Source organism: Streptomyces aureocirculatus (assembly GCF_000720475.1).
Taxonomy (GTDB): domain Bacteria; phylum Actinomycetota; class Actinomycetes; order Streptomycetales; family Streptomycetaceae; genus Streptomyces; species Streptomyces aureocirculatus.
The window spans coordinates 235,369-251,860 of record NZ_JOAP01000008.1 but is presented as its reverse complement, the minus strand read 5'-3'; the positions used below and the strand labels follow the sequence as shown (position 1 = coordinate 251,860).

Sequence of the window (16,492 nt, the reverse complement as noted above, 5' to 3'; positions counted from 1 at the left end):
GCGGTGAGCGGAGCGAGCCGCCTTGAACCAGTAGAGAAAGTTGTAACTCAGTCTGTCTGGCGAGGCGTGAAGTCGTGGGCACAGGCTGGTGATTCTGCCGCCTGACGGTGTGCGAGCGGCAGGAAGAGGACTGGTCGTATCGTCCAGGTGATGCGTGTATCCGTGTGAGTCACTGAGACCGTGCAGGGCTGCATCTGGAGAAGGGCTCTGCGGGTGCGGACGCGGCCCTCGTATAGCCACTCCCAGGCTTCGACTGAAGCCTGAGTGTTCAGTGCCGGGGAGATCGTGCGGAGTGTCACCGCTACCCACCGATCCGCCTGTGGCGCCGAGTAGGCATCGAACGACGCTCGTAGCTGCGGCCCCGCCTGGCCGTCCGTGGCGGTGGACTCCGTCCAGCACTCACACCAGTAGCCGCGTCGGGGCCCGCTCATCCGCATAGTTGGCCTCCCCTGCCGGCCTCGGTGAAGAAAGCCGCGGTGACCGTGTGGCCGTGGTCGCTGTCGTTGACGACGACGCGGTGTGCGATGGCGCTGACCATGTCCAGGCCCCGGCCGTGTTCCGCCTCCTCGTCCTGGTGCTCGACCTTGGGGGCGGTTCCCGTGCCTCCGCCGTCGGTGACCGACAGGGTGACCATCTGCGGGGATACCTCGATGGCCAGGGAGAAGCTGCCCGACTGGCGCCCGCTGGCCGTGTGCAGGATCGCGTTCGTGCTCAGCTCGCTCACGATGAGTTCGGCGGCGTCCGCGAGTGGTGAGCCGCGCAGGATGTCCCGCGTCCAGCGGCGGGCCCGGCTGATCTCTTCGGGGAATCCTGGGCAAGTGAGGCCCCAGACTCGGGCGGTGCTCGTATACTCGTGCATACAAGTTCCTTCGTGCTGGTAGGCCGCCATGTGCAGCGGGTTCGAGCTAGACGAGTTTGATGCCGTCGTGGGCGCGGATGGCCGGCGGGGAAACCGCGTCGAGTGCGTCCAGGACGCGGATCGCGTAAGCCTCATCGGCGAGTTCGGTCACTTCGTCGCGGGTGGCCCAGCGCAGAGCTCGGGTTTCGTCGCCGGTGGTGGGCGTGCCGTCGGCGGCCTCGCAGCGGAAGACCATGGAGACGATCAAGCCCGTCATGTTCTTGTAGACGCCGGTGAGGGTCGCCGGAAGCGCGATCTTGAGTCCGGTCTCTTCCAGGACTTCGCGTTGCAGGGCCTCGGGGATGGTCTCCTCGCGTTCGAGGATGCCGCCCGGGGGTTCCCACTTGCCGTTGTCGCGGCGCTTGATCAGGAGGGCCCGGCCATGGTCGTCGACGATGACTCCGGCGACGCTCACGGAGTGCGGACGGTCAGTGCTCAAGGTCCTCGACCCTCTCGGATGGCTAGGCTCTCCACCGTAGCAATAACACTCGCCCACTCGTCTAGATACCTAAAGGAGTACACGTGATGTCCCTTCCCGGCCTGCTTGGCGCTGTTGACCCCACGAGTGATCGTGCGGTCTTCCGGCAGATCGCTGACCAGCTGCGCGAGTCCATCGACCGCGGGCGATTCAAGGAGGGCGAGAAGCTGCCTTCCGAGGCGGAACTCGTCGAGCACTACGGCGTCTCCAGGATGACCGTTCGGAATTCCTTCTCGATTTTGCAAGGCGAGGGCCTGGTCCATGCCGAGCATGGCAAGGGCGTCTTCGTGCGGCCACGGCCACCAGTGCGGCGTCTGGCCTCCGACCGCTTCGCCCGGCGCCATCGTGAACAGGGCAAGTCCGCCTTCATCGTGGAGGCCGACGCTGCGGGCAGTCACCCTCAGGTCGACAGCCTGGAGGTCAAGGAGGAGAAGGCCACGCAGGACATCGCCACCCGCCTTGGGTCTGTGCGGCGCGTGCTCGCTCGTCGGCGTCGGTATCTGCTGGATGGCCGGCCGGTCGAGTTCGCCACTTCGTACCTTCCGCTCGACATTGCGCGCGGTACGCAGATCGCCGAGCCCAACCCCGGCCCCGGCGGCATCTACGCCCGCCTCGAAGAGCTGGGCCACCACCTCGACCACTTCGAGGAGGAGATCCGGGCGCGGATGCCCGCGCCATCCGAGGTCAAGACGCTGCGGCTGGCCTCCGGCGTGCCCGTGATCCATCTGATCCGCACCGCGTACGACACCGAAGGGCGGGCCGTGGAGGTCTGCGACACCGTCATGGCGGCGGACGCCTACGTCCTGTCGTACCAGCTCCCGGCCACGTGACGGCCTGACGGCCGTGGCGCGCGGTGATCCGCACCCCGAACTCGTATACGCCAACAGGGCTACTCGTATAGACGAGTTGGCAAGTTGTGTGGCACAGTGGTCGGCGTTCCCGGAGATCGGGTTCGAACGCTGCATCTTGTATAGACGAGTAGACGGGAAGAACCTTGCGAACCATTCGTGTGGAGACCTCGGCCGCGACGATCCTGCTCACTGAGGCGCCCGAGCCCAAGGTCCGCGACCGTCAAACCGGCGAGATCGCCAAGGACGCCACCAGCGGTGAAGCGCTGATGACGATCGGCGTCGTCTACATCGAGGAGGGAGAGTCGTCCTTGATCAAGGTGACCGTCCCGGAGAGCGGAGTGTCCGAGGGGCTGATGCTCGGTGCGCCGGTCTCGCTGCCGGGGCTCGTGGCCCGGCCGTGGGAAAGCGTCTTCAACGGCCAGCAGCGGCACGGCATCGCCTACCGCTGCGCCGCCGTCACTCCGTCCGCCTTCCCGGCCGCCATGGGGGCCTCGGCCTGATGACGGACCTGATGACGCTTCTGGAGGTGGGTGGTCCTGTCGCCGCGCTCGGCGGCGGGGCTGCCTACACCCGGGCCAACCACCCCGGGGTCTACTGGTCCGCCGTCGGCCTGCCGATGTCCACGGCCCGGCTGCTCAGCTCGTACGGCTCGGTCATGGAGGCTTGTGGCCTGACCGTCGCGCCCTCTCGACTGCGGGTTCTGGCGACCAGGGTCACGAGCCGCCGGGAGATCCGGCCCGTCCCGCCTCGGCGCGGGATCATCCGCCCGACCGCGACCGGCCTTCGGCTCCGCCTGCGGCTCGCTCCGGGGCAGGAACCCGCCGACGTCGCCGCCTCGGCCGAACGACTGCGGCATGCGTGGGGGGTGCACGCCGTCTACGTCACCACGGTCAAGCCTGGCGTGGTCGAATTACGGCTCGTCGGTTACGACGTACTGAGCAAGGTCCGCATGCCGCGCAAAGTCGCGGGCGGCACATTGCAAGTGTCCGTAGCGCTGCGGGAGGACGCGACGCCTTTCGTACGTGACTACCGGACCGTGCCGCACGGTCTCTGCCTCGGCGCCACTCTGTCGGGCAAATCCATGTACCTGCGGCACCTCGTCACCGGGCTCGCGCGGCAGAGCGTCGCCCTGATCGGCATCGACTGCAAGCGCGGCGTGGAGCTGGCCCCCTTCGCCCCTCGGCTCTCAGCTCTCGCCACCGACCCCGAGCAGCCCGCTGAGCTGCGGCCCGTGCTCGTCAAGGAGATGGAGGACCGGTACGACCCGATCAAGGCCCGGCAAGGGATCGCCCCGCGCACGCCCGACGAAACGATCACCTCTGACATCTGGGGACTTCCGGAGCACGAACGGCCCGTGCCCGTGGTGCTGTTCGTCGATGAAGTCGCGGAACTCTTCCTCGTCGCCACGAAGAAGGAGGAGGAGCGGCGGGACGAGATGGTCACCCAACTCATCCGTCTCGCCCAGCTCGGCCGCGCCGCCGGTATCTATCTGGAGGTCTGCGGGCAGCGTTTCGGTGCTGAGCTCGGCAAGGGCGCGACCATGCTGCGGGCCCAGCTCACCGGGCGGGTCTGCCACCGCGTGAACGACGAAGCCTCTGCGAAAATGGCGCTCGGTGACATCGCCCCCGAAGCGGTCTCCGCCGCCTGCGCCATCCCTGCCGAACGGCCCGGCCTCGCCGTCGTCGGTGACACCTCCGGCGGCTGGTCCCGTATCCGTACGCCGTATCTCTCCCTGGCCGATGCCGCTGAGACGTGCCGCACCTCGGCCCACCTGGTCCCGGATCTGCCCGCGCTGAAGCCTTTCCGGCCCTCCGTGCCCGTGCAGCCAGTCGAGTCCCCGACCCTGGCCGTGCAGCCGCGACCGGTCACCGGCTGAGCCGCACCCTCCCACCCCGGTCCGCGTGACCGTCTCGCGCCACGTCCCTACCCCTGCCATGCCTGAATCCGGAAGGAGCCGCAGCATGCGCGCCCAACTGGCCCGTATCGACGCGGTACTCGTCCAGGCCGTCATCGCCGCTGCCCTGTCCTTCGCCCACCTGCACGACGTCGCTTCGGCGGCTGGACAGGACGGGTGGAAGGCGTGGGCCTATCCGGTCTCGGTGGACCTGTTGCTCGTCGCCGCCTGGCGCCGACTGCGGACCGGTGACAGCAAAGCCGCGGGCTGGTGCTGGTTCGTCATCGCGCTCGCGGCCTCCCTCGGCGCGAACATCGCCACCGCCGGCCTGCTCGACCTGAACCATGTGCCGGCCTGGCTCCGCATCCTCGTCGCGGGGTGGCCTGCGGTCGCCTTCCTCGGCGGGACGCTCCTTGCTCACTCGGCGCCACCTCGGCGCGAGTTGGCCCAGGAGAACGGTCGAGAGTCCGTGCCCGTCGACGAGCAAGAGGGCGACCAGGAGGACGCGCCCGATCCCGTGCCTGAGCTCCCGTCACCATCGGCCACGGCGTCCGCCTCGACTCCTCCGACTCCCGTCTCGGTCCCGGCTGCCCTGGTCGACCATGCCCGCAAAGTCGCCACCGAACACCACGCCCGCACCGGCACTGCCATCGACACCACGACCCTGCGCGCCCGCCTCGGCGTCCCGATGCCACTGGCCGACGCCATCGCCGCTCAGCTCTGAAAGCCCGGAACGTCCTGAAGGGAGATCCACATGAGCGCCAACCGTCGCTTCCGCTCCGTCACCCGTATCGGTCCCGTACAGGTCGGCACGGCGTACAACGGCCGTGGCCGCGAGAAGCACACCGCCGCGTGCACGGCCCCGCGCTGCGGCTTCTCCGCCGACTACGACAGCCGCGCCGCCGCCGAGCTGGCCGCCCGTACCCACCGCTGCCCCGTCCGCTGAAAGGACCCGTCCCCGTGACCGTCAGCCTGCCGCTCGTGTTCGTCCTCGGCCTCGTCGCCTGGGGAGCGGTCAAGTTCCTCGGCGTCCGCACGTGGATCGTCGTAGTGATCGCCCTCTTCGGGTTCTGGCTCTCGCACACCTTCATGGCCCCCGCCATCGAATCCGGCACGCGCTCCGGCGTGGACGTCGTAAACGGCTCACATGACTAGACGAGTAGGTAAGGAGAACCTCGCCATGTTCCTGCCCAAGTACCCCGACAGCCCGACGCCGCCGCCCGTCCACCACCACACCGTGGCCGACCCGGCTCCCGTGCGGCGGTCCGCGCCTCAGATCTCCATCACGAGCGGGGCGGTCGTGGCCGTCCTCGTCGGCGGGGTCGTGCTGACCGCGCTCCTGGCCGCCGTCGCCGTGTCGTCCATTTCCGTCGCGGTGTGCGCCGTCGTCATCCGCTCGATGCTCCGCGACCAGCGGCGGCGCTAGTCGCCAGCACTGCCAGACCCCCGGGGCGGCCCTGATACCGCCAAGCATCCGCCGCCCCGGAGGCCCTGTCCCTCCTTACCGAAGCCAGAAGGAGAAGCCATCATTACCCGCACCACCCCGCCCCCGCTTCGCGATCTCGGTCAACTGGCCGCAACCGGCACCATGCCCGCGCTCCTGCGTCAGCTCTCCGCCCTGGGCGGCTGCACGCACCCGATCCGTCTCGACGGCCACCGCACCGAGCACACCGTCGACACCCGGACGGGCGAGATCGGTAACGTCCTCCACCACCTCGACTCGACCACCCTGCCGGCCGGTCACCTCCTGGTCCGCTGCAACAACCGCCGTACGACCCGCTGTGCGGCCTGCGCGGAGGTCTACCGCCGCGACACCTTCCACCTGATCACCTCCGGCCTGCGCGGCGGCAAGGGCGTCCCCGAACGCGTCGCCGCCCACCCCCGCGTCTTCGCCACCTTCACCGCCCCCGGCTTCGGCCCGGTCCACAACCGCCCCACCGGCCCGACCCGGAGCGTCCGGCCCTGCCGCTGCGGCGTCCTCCACGACCAGGACGACGCCGCCCTCGGCGCCCCGCTGAACCCGGAGACCTACGACTACGAAGCGGCCGTGCTCTGGAACGCACACGCGGGCGCGCTCTGGCGGCGCTTCTCCACCTACCTCCGCCGGGAAGTCGCCAAGCGCGCCGGACTGACACAGCGAGCCTTCCGCGACTACGCCCGCGTCTCCTTCGCCAAGGTCGCCGAGTACCAGAAGCGCGGCGCCGTCCACTTCCACGCCGTCATCCGCATCGACGGCCCCGACGGCGGGGACACCCCGCCTCCCGGGTGGGCCACCGCCGAGCTGCTGACCGACGCCATCCGAGCCGCCGCGACCGCTGTCCGCGTGGACGGCCCGGTCATCGACGGACGCGCGCACGTCTTTGCCCTCGGCCGCCAACTCGACGTACGCACCATCCGTTCCGCCGACTTCGACGGCGGCCAGGAGCTGACCGAACGAGCCGTCGCCGCCTACATCGCCAAGTACGCCACCAAGGGCGCCGAGACCGCCACGGGAGCGCTGGACCGGCCCCTCAAGTTCCTCGCCGAACTCGCCCAGCTCGACATCAGCGATCACGCCCGCCGCCTGATCCGCACCGCGTGACCCTCGGCGCCCGCAAGGACCTGGAAGAACTCCGGCTCCGCGCCTGGGCCCACATGCTCGGCTTCCGCGGCCACTTCTCCACCAAGTCCCGCCGCTACTCCACCACCCTCGGCGCACTCCGCGACGCCCGAGCCGAATGGCGCCGAGCTCAAGCCGTCACCGACGACCAGGCCGCCCCGGACTCGACCCTCGTCCTCACCCACTGGATCTACGCCGGAACCGGCCTCACCGACGCCGAAGCCTGGCTTGCCGAAACCCTCGCACCCGCCCCCGGAACGGAAGGGGAGCCCACCCGTGGCTGAGCGCCATCTATCCGTCGATCAGGTCGCCGAGCTGCTGGGCACGACGCCCTGCTTCCCGCGTCGGCTCATCGAGGAGCGCCGCATCCGGTACGTGAAGGTCGGCCGCCACGTGCGCATCCCGGAAAGCGCGGTCGAGGAGTTCATCACGTCGCACACGGTGCAGCAGGCGGCCTCGCGCTCGCTACGGGAGGGCGGCCTAGTGGCCAACAGCAGAGGGAGGCGCCGCCGCTTCGGTGCGATCAGGCGGTTGCCGTCCGGCCGTTTCCAGGCGCGCTATCCGGGGCCGGACGGTGTGATGCGTCCAGCTCCTTTCACTTTCGAGACGACAGTGGACGCCGATGACTGGCTTGCCGAGAAACAGACGGAGATCCGCCGGGGCGAGTGGAGGGACCGGACGCGGGGGCGGTGGGCTTCCGCGTCTACGCCGATAAGTGGGTGGAGGAACGGGAACTCGCGCCGCTCACGCAGGACCTCTACCGGTACCTCCTCGACAAGCACCTCACGGCCTTCGCTGACCTCGACCTGGACGAGATCACCGCGCCGCGCGTACGCGAGTGGCGGGCTGAACGGCTGCGGAGCACGGGGGCGAAGACGATGACCGCCAAGGCGTACCGACTCCTCAAGGCCGTCATGGAGACGGCGGTCGATGACGAGCTGGTCACCCGGAACCCCTGCCGGATCAAGGGTGCCGGTAAGGAGAAGGCCGCTGAGCGGCGCATCGCCACCGTCGGCCAGGTCGACGCGCTCGCCGAAGCCATGGGGATGCGGTGGCGGCTCATGGTCTATCTCGGGGCGTACGGTCCGCTGCGGCCGGAGGAGCTGGCCGGCCTCCGGCGAAAGGACATCGACCTCGACACCCTGCGAATTCGTGTGCGTGCGGCGGAGCCGGAGCGCATGAACGGGCGACGTGTTCAGGGCGACACCAAGTCCGAGGCCGGGGTGCGGACCGTGGTCCTGCCCGCGTTCCTCCGGCGTTAGCTGCGCTGGCATATGGAGTCGTACGTCGAGCCGGGCCCCAATGGGCTGGTCTTCGTCGGCGAGCGCGGGGCCCCGTTCCGGCGCAGTACCTTCGGGCGGAAGTGGCGCAAGGCTCGGCAGCTTGTCGACGGTCTGCCGGAGGGGTTCCGGTTCTACGACCTTCGTCACACCGGGCACACGCTGTCGACCAGGTCGGGGGCCACGCTCAAAGACACCATGGTCCGCGCCGGACAGTCGTCCGAGAAAGCCGCGTTGATCTATCAGCACTCCGACGACGACCGACAGCGGGAGGTCGCCGCAGGGCTGGACGACACCGTGCGTCGGGTCCGACGAGCGGCCTCCGTCGACGACCCCGACCAAGCGGGCGAGCACCCTTCTGGCACGGATCTGGCACGCAGCGAGTGATCAACGAGGACAGCAAAAAGGCCCGGGTCGTTGACCTGGGCCTTAACTGTGGAGCGGGTGACGAGAATCGAACTCGCGCTCTCAGCTTGGGAAGCTGATGTTCTACCATTAAACTACACCCGCGCAGTACCCCGGTTGAACCGGTTTCGTACCGCCGCACACTCTACCCCATCGCAGGCCCAGGCCGCCCCCGCCCCCGCCCCCGCCCCCGCCCCCGCGCCCGGCTGCGCTGCGTGGGGTCTGGGTGACTGCGGGCGAAGGGAGTTGGGGCGTACGGTGGGGGCCGCCTCGGGGGTGACTCGGGGGCTGCCCGGTGTGCCCGGGGTGCGTGCCCGGTGTGCGTGTCCGGGGGTGTCCGGGTGCCGCGTGGGGGTTTCGTGAGGGGCTCGCGCGAGGCTCGTGCGGGGGGTTCGCGTGGACGGAGTGCCGCCTGGAATGGCGTCCCTTTCATCCCGTAATGTGGCTTTCGCCGTCGGTCGGATGCGGCCCCCGTTCGCGGGTGGACGGCTCTCTTTACGGCTCTGGGGAAAGGGAATCGTGGACTTGATGGAGCGCACCGTCGTCCGTTGTGCCGAAGGGCACGTGTTCAGCACCGCTTCGTTCCCGATGCAGCAGGCCGACCGGCTCGGCCCCGGCCGGCTCATCCGGTGTCCCCGCTGCGCCCGGCTCCGGCACGCCGTGCCGGTGACCTTGGCGAAGCGGTAGCAGAAGTCTGTAGCGGACGATTGAGGAAAGCGCGGCGCGTGCGGCGCGCCGTGGCCGGGGCGCGCGGGGACCGTCCGATTGGGGCGGTCCCGCGCGCTCTGCGTATCCTCGGTGCGTGCTTCTCTCAGACAAGGACATCCGGGCCGAGATCGACGCCGGACGGGTGCGGATCGATCCGTACGACGAATCCATGGTGCAGCCGTCGAGCATCGACGTGCGCCTCGACCGCTACTTCCGGGTGTTCGAGAACCACCGCTACCCGCATATCGATCCGTCCGTCGAACAGGCGGATCTGACCCGGCTCGTCGAGCCGGAGGGGGACGAGCCGTTCATCCTCCACCCGGGGGAGTTCGTGCTCGCCTCCACGTACGAGGTCATCACGCTCCCCGACGACCTCGCCAGCCGCCTCGAAGGCAAGTCGAGCCTCGGCAGGCTCGGGCTCGTGACCCACTCCACCGCCGGATTCATCGACCCGGGGTTCAGTGGCCACGTGACCCTTGAGCTGTCCAACCTCGCCACCCTGCCCATCAAGCTGTGGCCGGGGATGAAGATCGGGCAGCTCTGCATGTTCCGGCTGACCTCCGCCGCCGAGGCCCCCTACGGGTCCGAGCGGTACGGGTCCCGCTACCAGAACCAGCGCGGCCCCACCGCCTCCCGTTCCTTCCTCAACTTCCATCGGACCCAGGTGTGACATCCCCCATGAGTGACGTGCGCGAGAACCTGACGTACGAGAAGTTCGGCGGTGCGATCCGCGAGCTGGCGCAGACCATCGCCGACGACGGGTACGAGCCCGACGTCGTGCTCAGCATCGCGCGCGGCGGTGTCTTCGTCGCGGGCGGACTCGCGTACGCCCTCGACTGCAAGAACATCCACCTGGTGAACGTGGAGTTCTACACCGGGGTCGGGACCACCCTGGACATGCCCGTCATGCTCGCCCCGGTGCCCAACGCCATCGACTTCACCGACAAGAAGGTGCTCATCGCCGACGACGTCGCCGACACCGGCAAGACGCTGAAGCTGGTGCACGACTTCTGCCTCGACGCCGTCGCCGAGGTGCGCTCCGCCGTCATCTATGAGAAGTCCCACTCGCTCGTGAAGTGCGAGTACGTGTGGAAGCGCACCGATGAGTGGATCAACTTCCCATGGAGCGTCGAACCGCCCGTCGTACGGCGGCAGGGACAGGTTCTCGACGCCTGACCGTACATCGACGCGTTCATGCGTCGGGCCCCGGTGAGCTTGTGCTCGCCGGGGCCCTACTCGTGTACGGGAGGCTCGTGTACGGGAGGCTCGTGCACGGGAGCGTGCGCGCCGCCCGCGTGCCTCAGAACGTACCGAGCTTGATGATCGACAGGATCGCCAGGAGCTGGATCGCCGACGCGCCGAGCGCCCGCGGCCACGGCAGGTCGTGCGACTTGCTCACCATGAGGGTGAGCAGCGCGCCCGCGGCCAGCCAGGTGGCCCAGCCGAGGAGCTGGACGAAGCTGTTGCCGCCGCCGAGGAACAGGGCGACGATGACGCGCGGCGCGTCCGTGATCGCCATGATCAGCATGGAGAGGCCGACCGTCGGCTGCCAGGCGCCGTTGCCGCCGAACTGCCGGGCGAGCGAGTGCGTGACGATGCCGAGGATGAACGCGCTGAGGGAGATCGCGACGCCCGTGGTGAGGACGTAGGGGACCGCCGTGGACAGCGTGGCGTTCAGTACGTCCTCGCGGGCCTCGTCGAAGCCGAAGACGGCGAGCAGGCCGTAGAGGAACGTGACGACGACGGCCGGGACCCACATCGCGTAGTCCCGCATCTGCATGAAGGTCGGTACCGGGCGCAGCACGATGCCGCGCAGCAGGTCCTTCCAGTGCAGCTTCGGGCCGATGGGTCCTGGCGGGGCCTGGCCCGCGTGGTAGGTGTCCCCGTCGTTGTACGGGTCCTCGCCCAGGGAGAAGGCCTGGGTGTTGCCGGGGTTGTTGGCGGCGTACGGGTCGTGCCCGCCGCCGTGGCCATGACCGGGGCCGCCGTGACCGCCGACGGGACCACCGTGGCCTCCGTGGCCGCCGGGACCTCCGGGACCCGCGTGGCCGCCGGGGTGACCTCCCTGACCTCCCTGACCACCCTGGCCGCCCTGGGGACCGAAGTACTCCGGTTCGCCGTGGCCGCCCGGAGGCTGGGGCCACTGCTGGGCGCTCCCGTAGTGCTGACCGCCGCCCTGGGGGTTCCTCTGCGGGCCGCCGCCGTACTGGCCGGGGCCCGGGCCCCCGTACACGGGCGGGTACCCGTACGGGGCCTGGCCGCCCTGGGGGGCCTGCTGCCCGTACGGGTCCTGCCGGGGTCCCTGCTGACCGCCGCCCTGGCCCGGGTGCCCTCCCTGGTGCGGTCCCTGTCGGGGTCCTTGCTGTGCGCGGTTGTCCCGGCCGCCGCGTCCGCTCCTGAATCCAGCCACGGAATCGAACGTACCCGGTCTGGCGGGGCGGGGTCGTCCCTCCTGTGGAGGAGAGCGGCTTTGCGGCCGACCTGTGACAACCCCTAGGGGGACCCGGAGGGGACAGCCCCAGGTCAGCGTCCGCTGTCGCCGCCGCGCAGGCGCACGGTCGGCCTCGGGGGTGTGGGCCGGCCCCCGCGCGGGGGTGTCGCGGGGGCGGCGGTCCTTGGGGGCGGCAGGGGTCGGTCGGCGACGCCACGCTGCGACCGGCCCCACCCGCCTTGCCGTACGTGACGACGACGGCGCCCGCGTGCTTCTTGCCGCTCACGTAGGTGACGGCTGCGGACGGGGGGCGGCCACCCTGGTCGCCCCCGCGAGGCGGAGCTTGCCGGGGCGGGGTGTGAAGGTTGCGTGGTGGAGGTGGGGAGTTTGCGTGTTGTGACCTTGAGGGCGCCGAGATCTGCAAGGGGGCGTATTCGGCGTAACTTCCGTTGAAATCCGGCCGGATGAGGCAGGTCGGCGAGTGACGGAGGCGCTGCGGCACATGCTCTGGGCAAGAGCGTTTGCCCGGGGGCGGGCGTCGAGTGCAGCTAACAGGGGGGATCACGATGGACAAGGGACGCCGGGGCCGCCGACGGGCCGTGACAGGGGGAACCGTCCTGGTGGCGGTGGCGGTGGCGGCGGTGGCGGCACTTGGGGCGCCGTCAGCTCTCGCGGGAGAGGTGTCCGCGGGCGGGGGTGCGGGAGCGCGGGCCGAGCAGCCCGGGTTCCTGGAGCCGTCCGACATGCCGCCGGACCCGTTCTCGGCGTGGTACGGGACGGGCGGCCCGGCCGCGGGCATGCCGGGCTCCCCGCGCTGCGTGGACGGCTCCTTCCCGTTCCCGGAGAACGATCTCTGGTCGGCCTCGTACAGCACTCCCGAGACCGCGAGCGCGGAGCAGGTGGTCGTCGTCCTGCCGAGCGAGGCCGAGGCCGCCGCCTTCGCGGAGCGCGTCGACGCGGCGCTCGCCCGCTGCGAGGCCACCCTGGAGGCGGAGTATCCCGATAGGGACGTGACGTACTGGGACCACGGCCGGGTCGACGTCGAGGAGGGCGCCCATGTGCACGGCGCCGGGTACCAGGGCTTCCACGGGTACCAGAACATCCTGTCATCGGTGGGACGCGACGGTGCCGTGGTCACCATCGTGACCTGGGAGAGCAACTGGGGCTCCCCGCCGGTGGCCGCCTTCAAGGAGACGACGCGTACGGCGGTGAACAAGCTGTACTGAGGCCCCGCTCGGCTTCGCCGGGCGGTTACGGGGGAGCACGGGGGCACGGGGGAACACGGGGGAAGCACGGGGGATATGGGTACGGGCCCGCGCCGGGCAGGCGCGGGCCCGTGGTCCGTTCCGGGAGGGCGGGCCTGTGGTCCGTTCGCACGCGGGGGCGGCGGCGTGGTCGGGCGTGCGCCACGTCTCCTCTACCGTCATGGGTGTGACAGCGATCACCATGAAGCCGGGGGCTCCTCGATGACCACGCTCAACGAGAACAAGCAACTGCTCACCGCCTGGCTCGCGGGAGCCGACCCGCTGCCGGACGCGGTGCATGCCGCGTGGGCGGAACGGGGCATGGCCCTGCTTCCCCTGGGGCGCCGCTTCGACGCCATCCGCGTACCCGCCGAGCGCATACACGCCGCCGTCAACAGCAGCGAACCCCGGACCGTGGCCGAGTTCCTCGGGGGTTGGCTCGCCGGTCCTGTCATCCGTGACATCCGCAGCGGGCTCGGGCCCTACTACGTCCTCATCGGCACCGGCTCCCCCTGGAACGGGGCCGAGGAGCGGCTCAGCACCAACACCTTCCTCGGTGTGCCGCGGCTCGGGCGCCCGGTGTCGATGCTCACCCGGTGGGTGGTGCCGCCGTCGGCTCCCGGCGTCCTGTGCGACACCGCGCACCTGAGCGCGCTGCTCCGCACGGCCGAGGCCCTCCGGGTGGTGGAGCCGTGAGCCTTGGCTGCGCCCGGGGGAGCTCCGCCCTGGGCCCCGTCACGGGTGACTTTTCCGTCCGGGGAAACGGGGTGCCGCCCATCGCGCTGCGCGCTCGTCCTCAAACGCCGGACGGGCTGGAATTGTGCTGCTCGGGGTGCTGCTCTTCGCGCTGCGCGCTCGTCCTCAAGCGCCGGACGGGCTGGGATTGTGCTGCTCGGGGTGCTGCTCTTCGCGCTGTGCGCTCGTCCTCAAGCGCCGGACGGGCTGGGATTGTGCTGCTCGGGGTGCTGCTCTTCGCGCTGCGCGCTCGTCCTCAAGCGCCGGACGGGCTGGAACTCACCTGAGCGCCGCCACGGTGAGACCCGCAGCCGAGAAACCGAACGCGAAGGGCCGGTGCCGCCCCCAGGCGGAACCGGCCCCCGAACGCTTACGCACCGGCGGGTTACTTCGCCGGTTCCGGCTCCGGCGCGTCCGCCGGCTCCTCCTGGCCCGCCGGGTCCACCGGCGTCTTGACGGAGTCCAGCAGGAGCTGGGCGACGTCGACGACCTGGAGGGACTCCTTGGCGGCGCCTTCGTTCTTCTTGCCGTTGACGGAGTCGGTGAGCATGACGAGGCAGAACGGGCAGGCAGTCGACACGATGTCCGGGTTGAGGGACAGCGCCTCGTCGACCCGCTCCGTGTTGATGCGCTTGCCGATGCGCTCCTCCATCCACATCCGCGCGCCACCGGCACCGCAGCAGAAGCCGCGCTCCTTGTGGCGGTGCATCTCCTGCTGGCGCAGGCCGGGGACCTTGTCCATGATCTCGCGCGGGGGCGTGTAGATCTTGTTGTGGCGGCCCAGGTAGCACGGGTCGTGGTAGGTGATGAGGCCCTCGACCGGGGTCACCGGGACCAGCTTGCCCTCGTCGATGAGGTGCTGGAGCAACTGGGTGTGGTGGATGACCTCGTAGTCGCCGCCGAGCTGCGGATACTCGTTGCCGAGGGTGTTGAGGCAGTGCGGGCAGGTCGCGACGATCTTCTTCGCGGACTTCGGCTTCCTCGACTCGTCGGTGACCTTGCCGTCGTCGTCCGTCTCCTCGCCGAAGGCGGCGTTGAGGGACATCACGTTCTCCGCGCCCAACTGCTGGAACAGCGGCTCGTTGCCGAGGCGGCGGGCCGAGTCACCGGTGCACTTCTCGTCGCCGCCCATGATGGCGAACGTGACGCCCGCCATGTGCAGGAGTTCCGCGAAGGCCTTCGTCGTCTTCTTCGCGCGGTCCTCAAGGGCGCCCGCGCAGCCGACCCAGTAGAGGTACTCGACCTCGGTGAGATCCTCGATGTCCTTGCCGACGACCGGCACCTCGAAGTCGACTTCCTTCGTCCACTCCAGGCGCTGCTTCTTCGCCAGACCCCAGGGGTTGCCCTTCTTCTCCAGGTTCTTGAGCATCGTGCCCGCCTCGGAGGGGAAGGCACTCTCGATCATCACCTGGTAGCGGCGCATGTCGACGATGTGGTCGATGTGCTCGATGTCGACCGGGCACTGCTCGACGCAGGCGCCGCAGGTGGTGCAGGACCACAGGACGTCCGGGTCGATGACACCGCCCTCTTCGAGGGTGCCGACGAGGGGGCGCTCGGCCTCCGCGAGGGCGGTGGCGGGGACGTCGGCGAGCTGTTCGGCCGTCGCCTTCTCCTCGCCCTCCATCGACTTGCCGCCGCCCGCGAGCAGGTACGGGGCCTTGGCGTGCGCGTGGTCGCGCAGCGACATGATCAGGAGCTTCGGGGAGAGCGGCTTGCCGGTGTTCCAGGCGGGGCACTGCGACTGGCAGCGGCCGCACTCGGTGCAGGTGGAGAAGTCAAGGAGGCCCTTCCAGGAGAACTGCTCGACCTGGCTGACGCCGAAGACGGTGTCCTCGTCCGGGTCCTCCCAGTCGATCTCCTTGCCCTCTGACGTCATCGGGAGCAGCGCGCCGAGCGAGGCGGAGCCGTCGGCCTTGCGCTTGAACCAGATGTTGGGGAACGCCAGGAAGCGGTGCCAGGCCACGCCCATGTCGGTCTTCAGGGCCACCGTGATCATCCAGATGAAGGACGTGGCGATCTTCAGGCCCGCGAAGAAGTAGGTCAGGTTCTGCAGGGTGGAGACGTCCAGGTCCTGGAACGCCGAGACCAGGGGGTACGAGAGGAAGAACGAGGCCTCGTAGCCGTCCACATGGTGCTGGGCGCCCTCCAGGGCGTGCAGTGTGAAGATGCAGACGCCGACGACGAGGATGACCGACTCGACGAAGTACGCCTGGCCGGTGTTGGAACCCGCGAAGCGGGACTTGCGGCCCGGCCGGTCCGGCCTGTTCAACTGGCGGATGACGATGAGCGTCAGGATGCCGAGCACGGTCATCGTGCCGAGGAACTCGACGAAGACGTTGTAGGGCGCCCAGTCGCCGATGAGCGGCAGCATCCAGTCGGCCTTGAAGAGCTGGCCGATGGCGTTCACGATCGTGAGCAGCAGGGAGAAGAAGCCCACCGCCACGAACCAGTGCGCGACGCCGACGACACCCCACTTGTTCATCCGCGTATGGCCCAGGAACTCCCTGGCCACGGTGAGGGTCCGCAGTACGGGATCGTTGCTCCTCGTCCCGGCGGGCACCGGCCTGCCGAGCATCATGAAGCGGAAGATCTGCACGATGGCACGCCCGAACAGGGCGACGCCGACTGCGATGAGGACCAGCGACACGATGATCGCGGCGAGTTGCATTTCGGGGCTCCTCGGGCCTGCGAGGGTGGGCAATCCAAGCGGTCAGGCTATTACTAAGCGGTAACTTATGCAGTCCGTCCGAGACTACCCACTTACCTCGCCGCACTGTAGCCAGCCGAGCGGTGATCTGCGTCGCTCAGGGCCCTGGCAGGTGGGATTACGTGGGCGATGTGCGGGCGATGCACGGGCGCGCCCCGGCCTTGCGCGTAAGGAGCGGATAAGAGTTGAGTCGAGGTGACTCAGCTCTGTTGACTCGGCGGGACGAGTGAGGCACCCTTGAGTCAGTTCCACTCAAGAAGTT

At 69.5% G+C, this 16,492-nt stretch carries 16 protein-coding genes, 1 tRNA gene and 3 pseudogenes; 14 read left to right on the top strand and 6 right to left on the bottom strand.

All coding sequences use genetic code 11. The features are described 5' to 3' along the window. Window positions 1–47: 47 nt before the first annotated feature. Genes IG78_RS51180 through IG78_RS0110585 form a run of 3 tightly spaced genes read right to left on the bottom strand, consistent with a single transcriptional unit; the run spans window position 48 to window position 1,313 of the window. On the bottom strand, window positions 48–437 hold the full coding sequence (locus IG78_RS51180; protein WP_078965001.1) for a hypothetical protein: 390 nt from the start codon (window positions 435–437) through the stop codon (window positions 48–50). After that, window positions 428–859, bottom strand: coding sequence for an ATP-binding protein (locus tag IG78_RS0110590; RefSeq protein WP_030561528.1), 432 nt, complete (start codon window positions 857–859; stop codon window positions 428–430). Before IG78_RS0110590 ends, IG78_RS51180 begins: the two co-directional genes overlap by 10 nt. A 46-nt stretch (window positions 860–905) precedes the next feature. Next, a complete protein-coding gene (locus IG78_RS0110585) occupies window positions 906–1,313 on the bottom strand; it encodes an NUDIX hydrolase (RefSeq protein ID WP_030561526.1) in 408 nt (135 codons plus the stop codon). 110 nt (window positions 1,314–1,423) lie between these two features. Between IG78_RS0110585 and IG78_RS0110580 the strand changes: the two genes are divergently transcribed. The 10 genes and pseudogenes from IG78_RS0110580 to IG78_RS41890 all read left to right on the top strand — a co-directional run bounded on the left by IG78_RS0110580 (window position 1,424) and on the right by IG78_RS41890 (window position 8,387). Further along, window positions 1,424–2,206 carry a GntR family transcriptional regulator gene (locus IG78_RS0110580; RefSeq protein ID WP_030561524.1) on the top strand — a complete coding sequence of 261 codons (783 nt, stop codon included), beginning with the start codon at window positions 1,424–1,426 and terminating at the stop codon, window positions 2,204–2,206. Window positions 2,207–2,370: 164 nt separating this feature from the next. After that, window positions 2,371–2,727, top strand: a complete 357-nt coding sequence (locus tag IG78_RS0110575) for an SCO3933 family regulatory protein (protein WP_030561522.1) — start codon at window positions 2,371–2,373, stop codon at window positions 2,725–2,727. Continuing rightward, window positions 2,727–4,103 (top strand): FtsK/SpoIIIE domain-containing protein, encoded by a 1,377-nt coding sequence (locus tag IG78_RS0110570; protein ID WP_030561521.1) that lies wholly within the window; start codon window positions 2,727–2,729, stop codon window positions 4,101–4,103. The genes IG78_RS0110575 and IG78_RS0110570 overlap by 1 nt, the downstream gene beginning before the upstream one ends. Window positions 4,104–4,188: 85 nt before the next feature. Next, entirely contained in the window at window positions 4,189–4,845 is a 657-nt protein-coding gene (locus IG78_RS0110565; protein ID WP_030561520.1) for a DUF2637 domain-containing protein, read from the top strand. Between the two features lie 30 nt (window positions 4,846–4,875). Continuing rightward, window positions 4,876–5,067, top strand: a complete 192-nt coding sequence (locus IG78_RS0110560; protein ID WP_030561519.1) for a mobile element transfer protein — start codon at window positions 4,876–4,878, stop codon at window positions 5,065–5,067. A gap of 14 nt (window positions 5,068–5,081) precedes the next feature. After that, window positions 5,082–5,276, top strand: a complete 195-nt coding sequence (locus tag IG78_RS0110555) for a hypothetical protein (RefSeq protein WP_030561518.1) — start codon at window positions 5,082–5,084, stop codon at window positions 5,274–5,276. A 25-nt stretch (window positions 5,277–5,301) separates the two neighbouring features. After that, window positions 5,302–5,547 (top strand): hypothetical protein, encoded by a 246-nt coding sequence (locus IG78_RS0110550; RefSeq protein ID WP_030561517.1) that lies wholly within the window; start codon window positions 5,302–5,304, stop codon window positions 5,545–5,547. A 162-nt stretch (window positions 5,548–5,709) separates the two neighbouring features. After that, window positions 5,710–7,004: pseudogene (locus IG78_RS41895) on the top strand (replication initiator). Beyond that, a pseudogene (locus IG78_RS45540) lies at window positions 6,997–7,167 on the top strand (excisionase family DNA-binding protein); the annotation flags it as partial. The pseudogenes IG78_RS41895 and IG78_RS45540, both read left to right, overlap by 8 nt. Window positions 7,168–7,203: 36 nt before the next feature. Beyond that, window positions 7,204–8,387 (top strand): annotated as a pseudogene (locus tag IG78_RS41890) (tyrosine-type recombinase/integrase). 49 nt (window positions 8,388–8,436) lie between these two features. Here IG78_RS41890 and IG78_RS0110535 read toward each other — a convergent pair. Continuing rightward, window positions 8,437–8,510, bottom strand: a tRNA-Gly gene (locus IG78_RS0110535). 697 nt (window positions 8,511–9,207) lie between these two features. Here IG78_RS0110535 and dcd point away from each other — a divergent pair. After that, window positions 9,208–9,783, top strand: coding sequence for a dCTP deaminase (gene dcd, locus IG78_RS0110525; RefSeq protein ID WP_030561515.1), 576 nt, complete (start codon window positions 9,208–9,210; stop codon window positions 9,781–9,783). A gap of 8 nt (window positions 9,784–9,791) precedes the next feature. Further along, window positions 9,792–10,289 carry a phosphoribosyltransferase gene (locus tag IG78_RS0110520; RefSeq protein WP_030561514.1) on the top strand — a complete coding sequence of 166 codons (498 nt, stop codon included), beginning with the start codon at window positions 9,792–9,794 and terminating at the stop codon, window positions 10,287–10,289. 124 nt (window positions 10,290–10,413) lie between these two features. On the opposite strand, the gene IG78_RS0110515 is transcribed toward IG78_RS0110520, so the two are convergent. Next, window positions 10,414–11,523, bottom strand: coding sequence for a Yip1 family protein (locus IG78_RS0110515; protein WP_030561512.1), 1,110 nt, complete (start codon window positions 11,521–11,523; stop codon window positions 10,414–10,416). Window positions 11,524–12,110: 587 nt separating this feature from the next. Here IG78_RS0110515 and IG78_RS47845 point away from each other — a divergent pair. Next, on the top strand, window positions 12,111–12,770 hold the full coding sequence (locus IG78_RS47845; protein WP_107054856.1) for a sensor domain-containing protein: 660 nt from the start codon (window positions 12,111–12,113) through the stop codon (window positions 12,768–12,770). 240 nt (window positions 12,771–13,010) lie between these two features. Then, window positions 13,011–13,484, top strand: coding sequence for a hypothetical protein (locus IG78_RS43950; RefSeq protein WP_051852509.1), 474 nt, complete (start codon window positions 13,011–13,013; stop codon window positions 13,482–13,484). A 424-nt stretch (window positions 13,485–13,908) separates the two neighbouring features. On the opposite strand, the gene IG78_RS0110500 is transcribed toward IG78_RS43950, so the two are convergent. Further along, on the bottom strand, window positions 13,909–16,191 hold the full coding sequence (locus tag IG78_RS0110500; RefSeq protein WP_030561505.1) for a (Fe-S)-binding protein: 2,283 nt from the start codon (window positions 16,189–16,191) through the stop codon (window positions 13,909–13,911). Window positions 16,192–16,492 lie beyond the last annotated feature (301 nt).

Coding starts and splice junctions, on each gene's coding strand:
- IG78_RS51180 (WP_078965001.1), bottom strand. CDS start 437: ATGCGGATGAGCGGGCCCCGACGCGGCTACTGGTGTGAGTGCTGGACG.
- IG78_RS0110520 (WP_030561514.1), top strand. CDS start 9,792: ATGAGTGACGTGCGCGAGAACCTGACGTACGAGAAGTTCGGCGGTGCG.
- IG78_RS47845 (WP_107054856.1), top strand. CDS start 12,111: ATGGACAAGGGACGCCGGGGCCGCCGACGGGCCGTGACAGGGGGAACC.
- IG78_RS0110565 (WP_030561520.1), top strand. CDS start 4,189: ATGCGCGCCCAACTGGCCCGTATCGACGCGGTACTCGTCCAGGCCGTC.
- IG78_RS0110500 (WP_030561505.1), bottom strand. CDS start 16,191: ATGCAACTCGCCGCGATCATCGTGTCGCTGGTCCTCATCGCAGTCGGC.
- IG78_RS0110570 (WP_030561521.1), top strand. CDS start 2,727: ATGACGGACCTGATGACGCTTCTGGAGGTGGGTGGTCCTGTCGCCGCG.
- IG78_RS0110590 (WP_030561528.1), bottom strand. CDS start 859: ATGCACGAGTATACGAGCACCGCCCGAGTCTGGGGCCTCACTTGCCCA.
- IG78_RS0110550 (WP_030561517.1), top strand. CDS start 5,302: ATGTTCCTGCCCAAGTACCCCGACAGCCCGACGCCGCCGCCCGTCCAC.
- IG78_RS0110560 (WP_030561519.1), top strand. CDS start 4,876: ATGAGCGCCAACCGTCGCTTCCGCTCCGTCACCCGTATCGGTCCCGTA.
- IG78_RS0110580 (WP_030561524.1), top strand. CDS start 1,424: ATGTCCCTTCCCGGCCTGCTTGGCGCTGTTGACCCCACGAGTGATCGT.
- IG78_RS43950 (WP_051852509.1), top strand. CDS start 13,011: ATGACCACGCTCAACGAGAACAAGCAACTGCTCACCGCCTGGCTCGCG.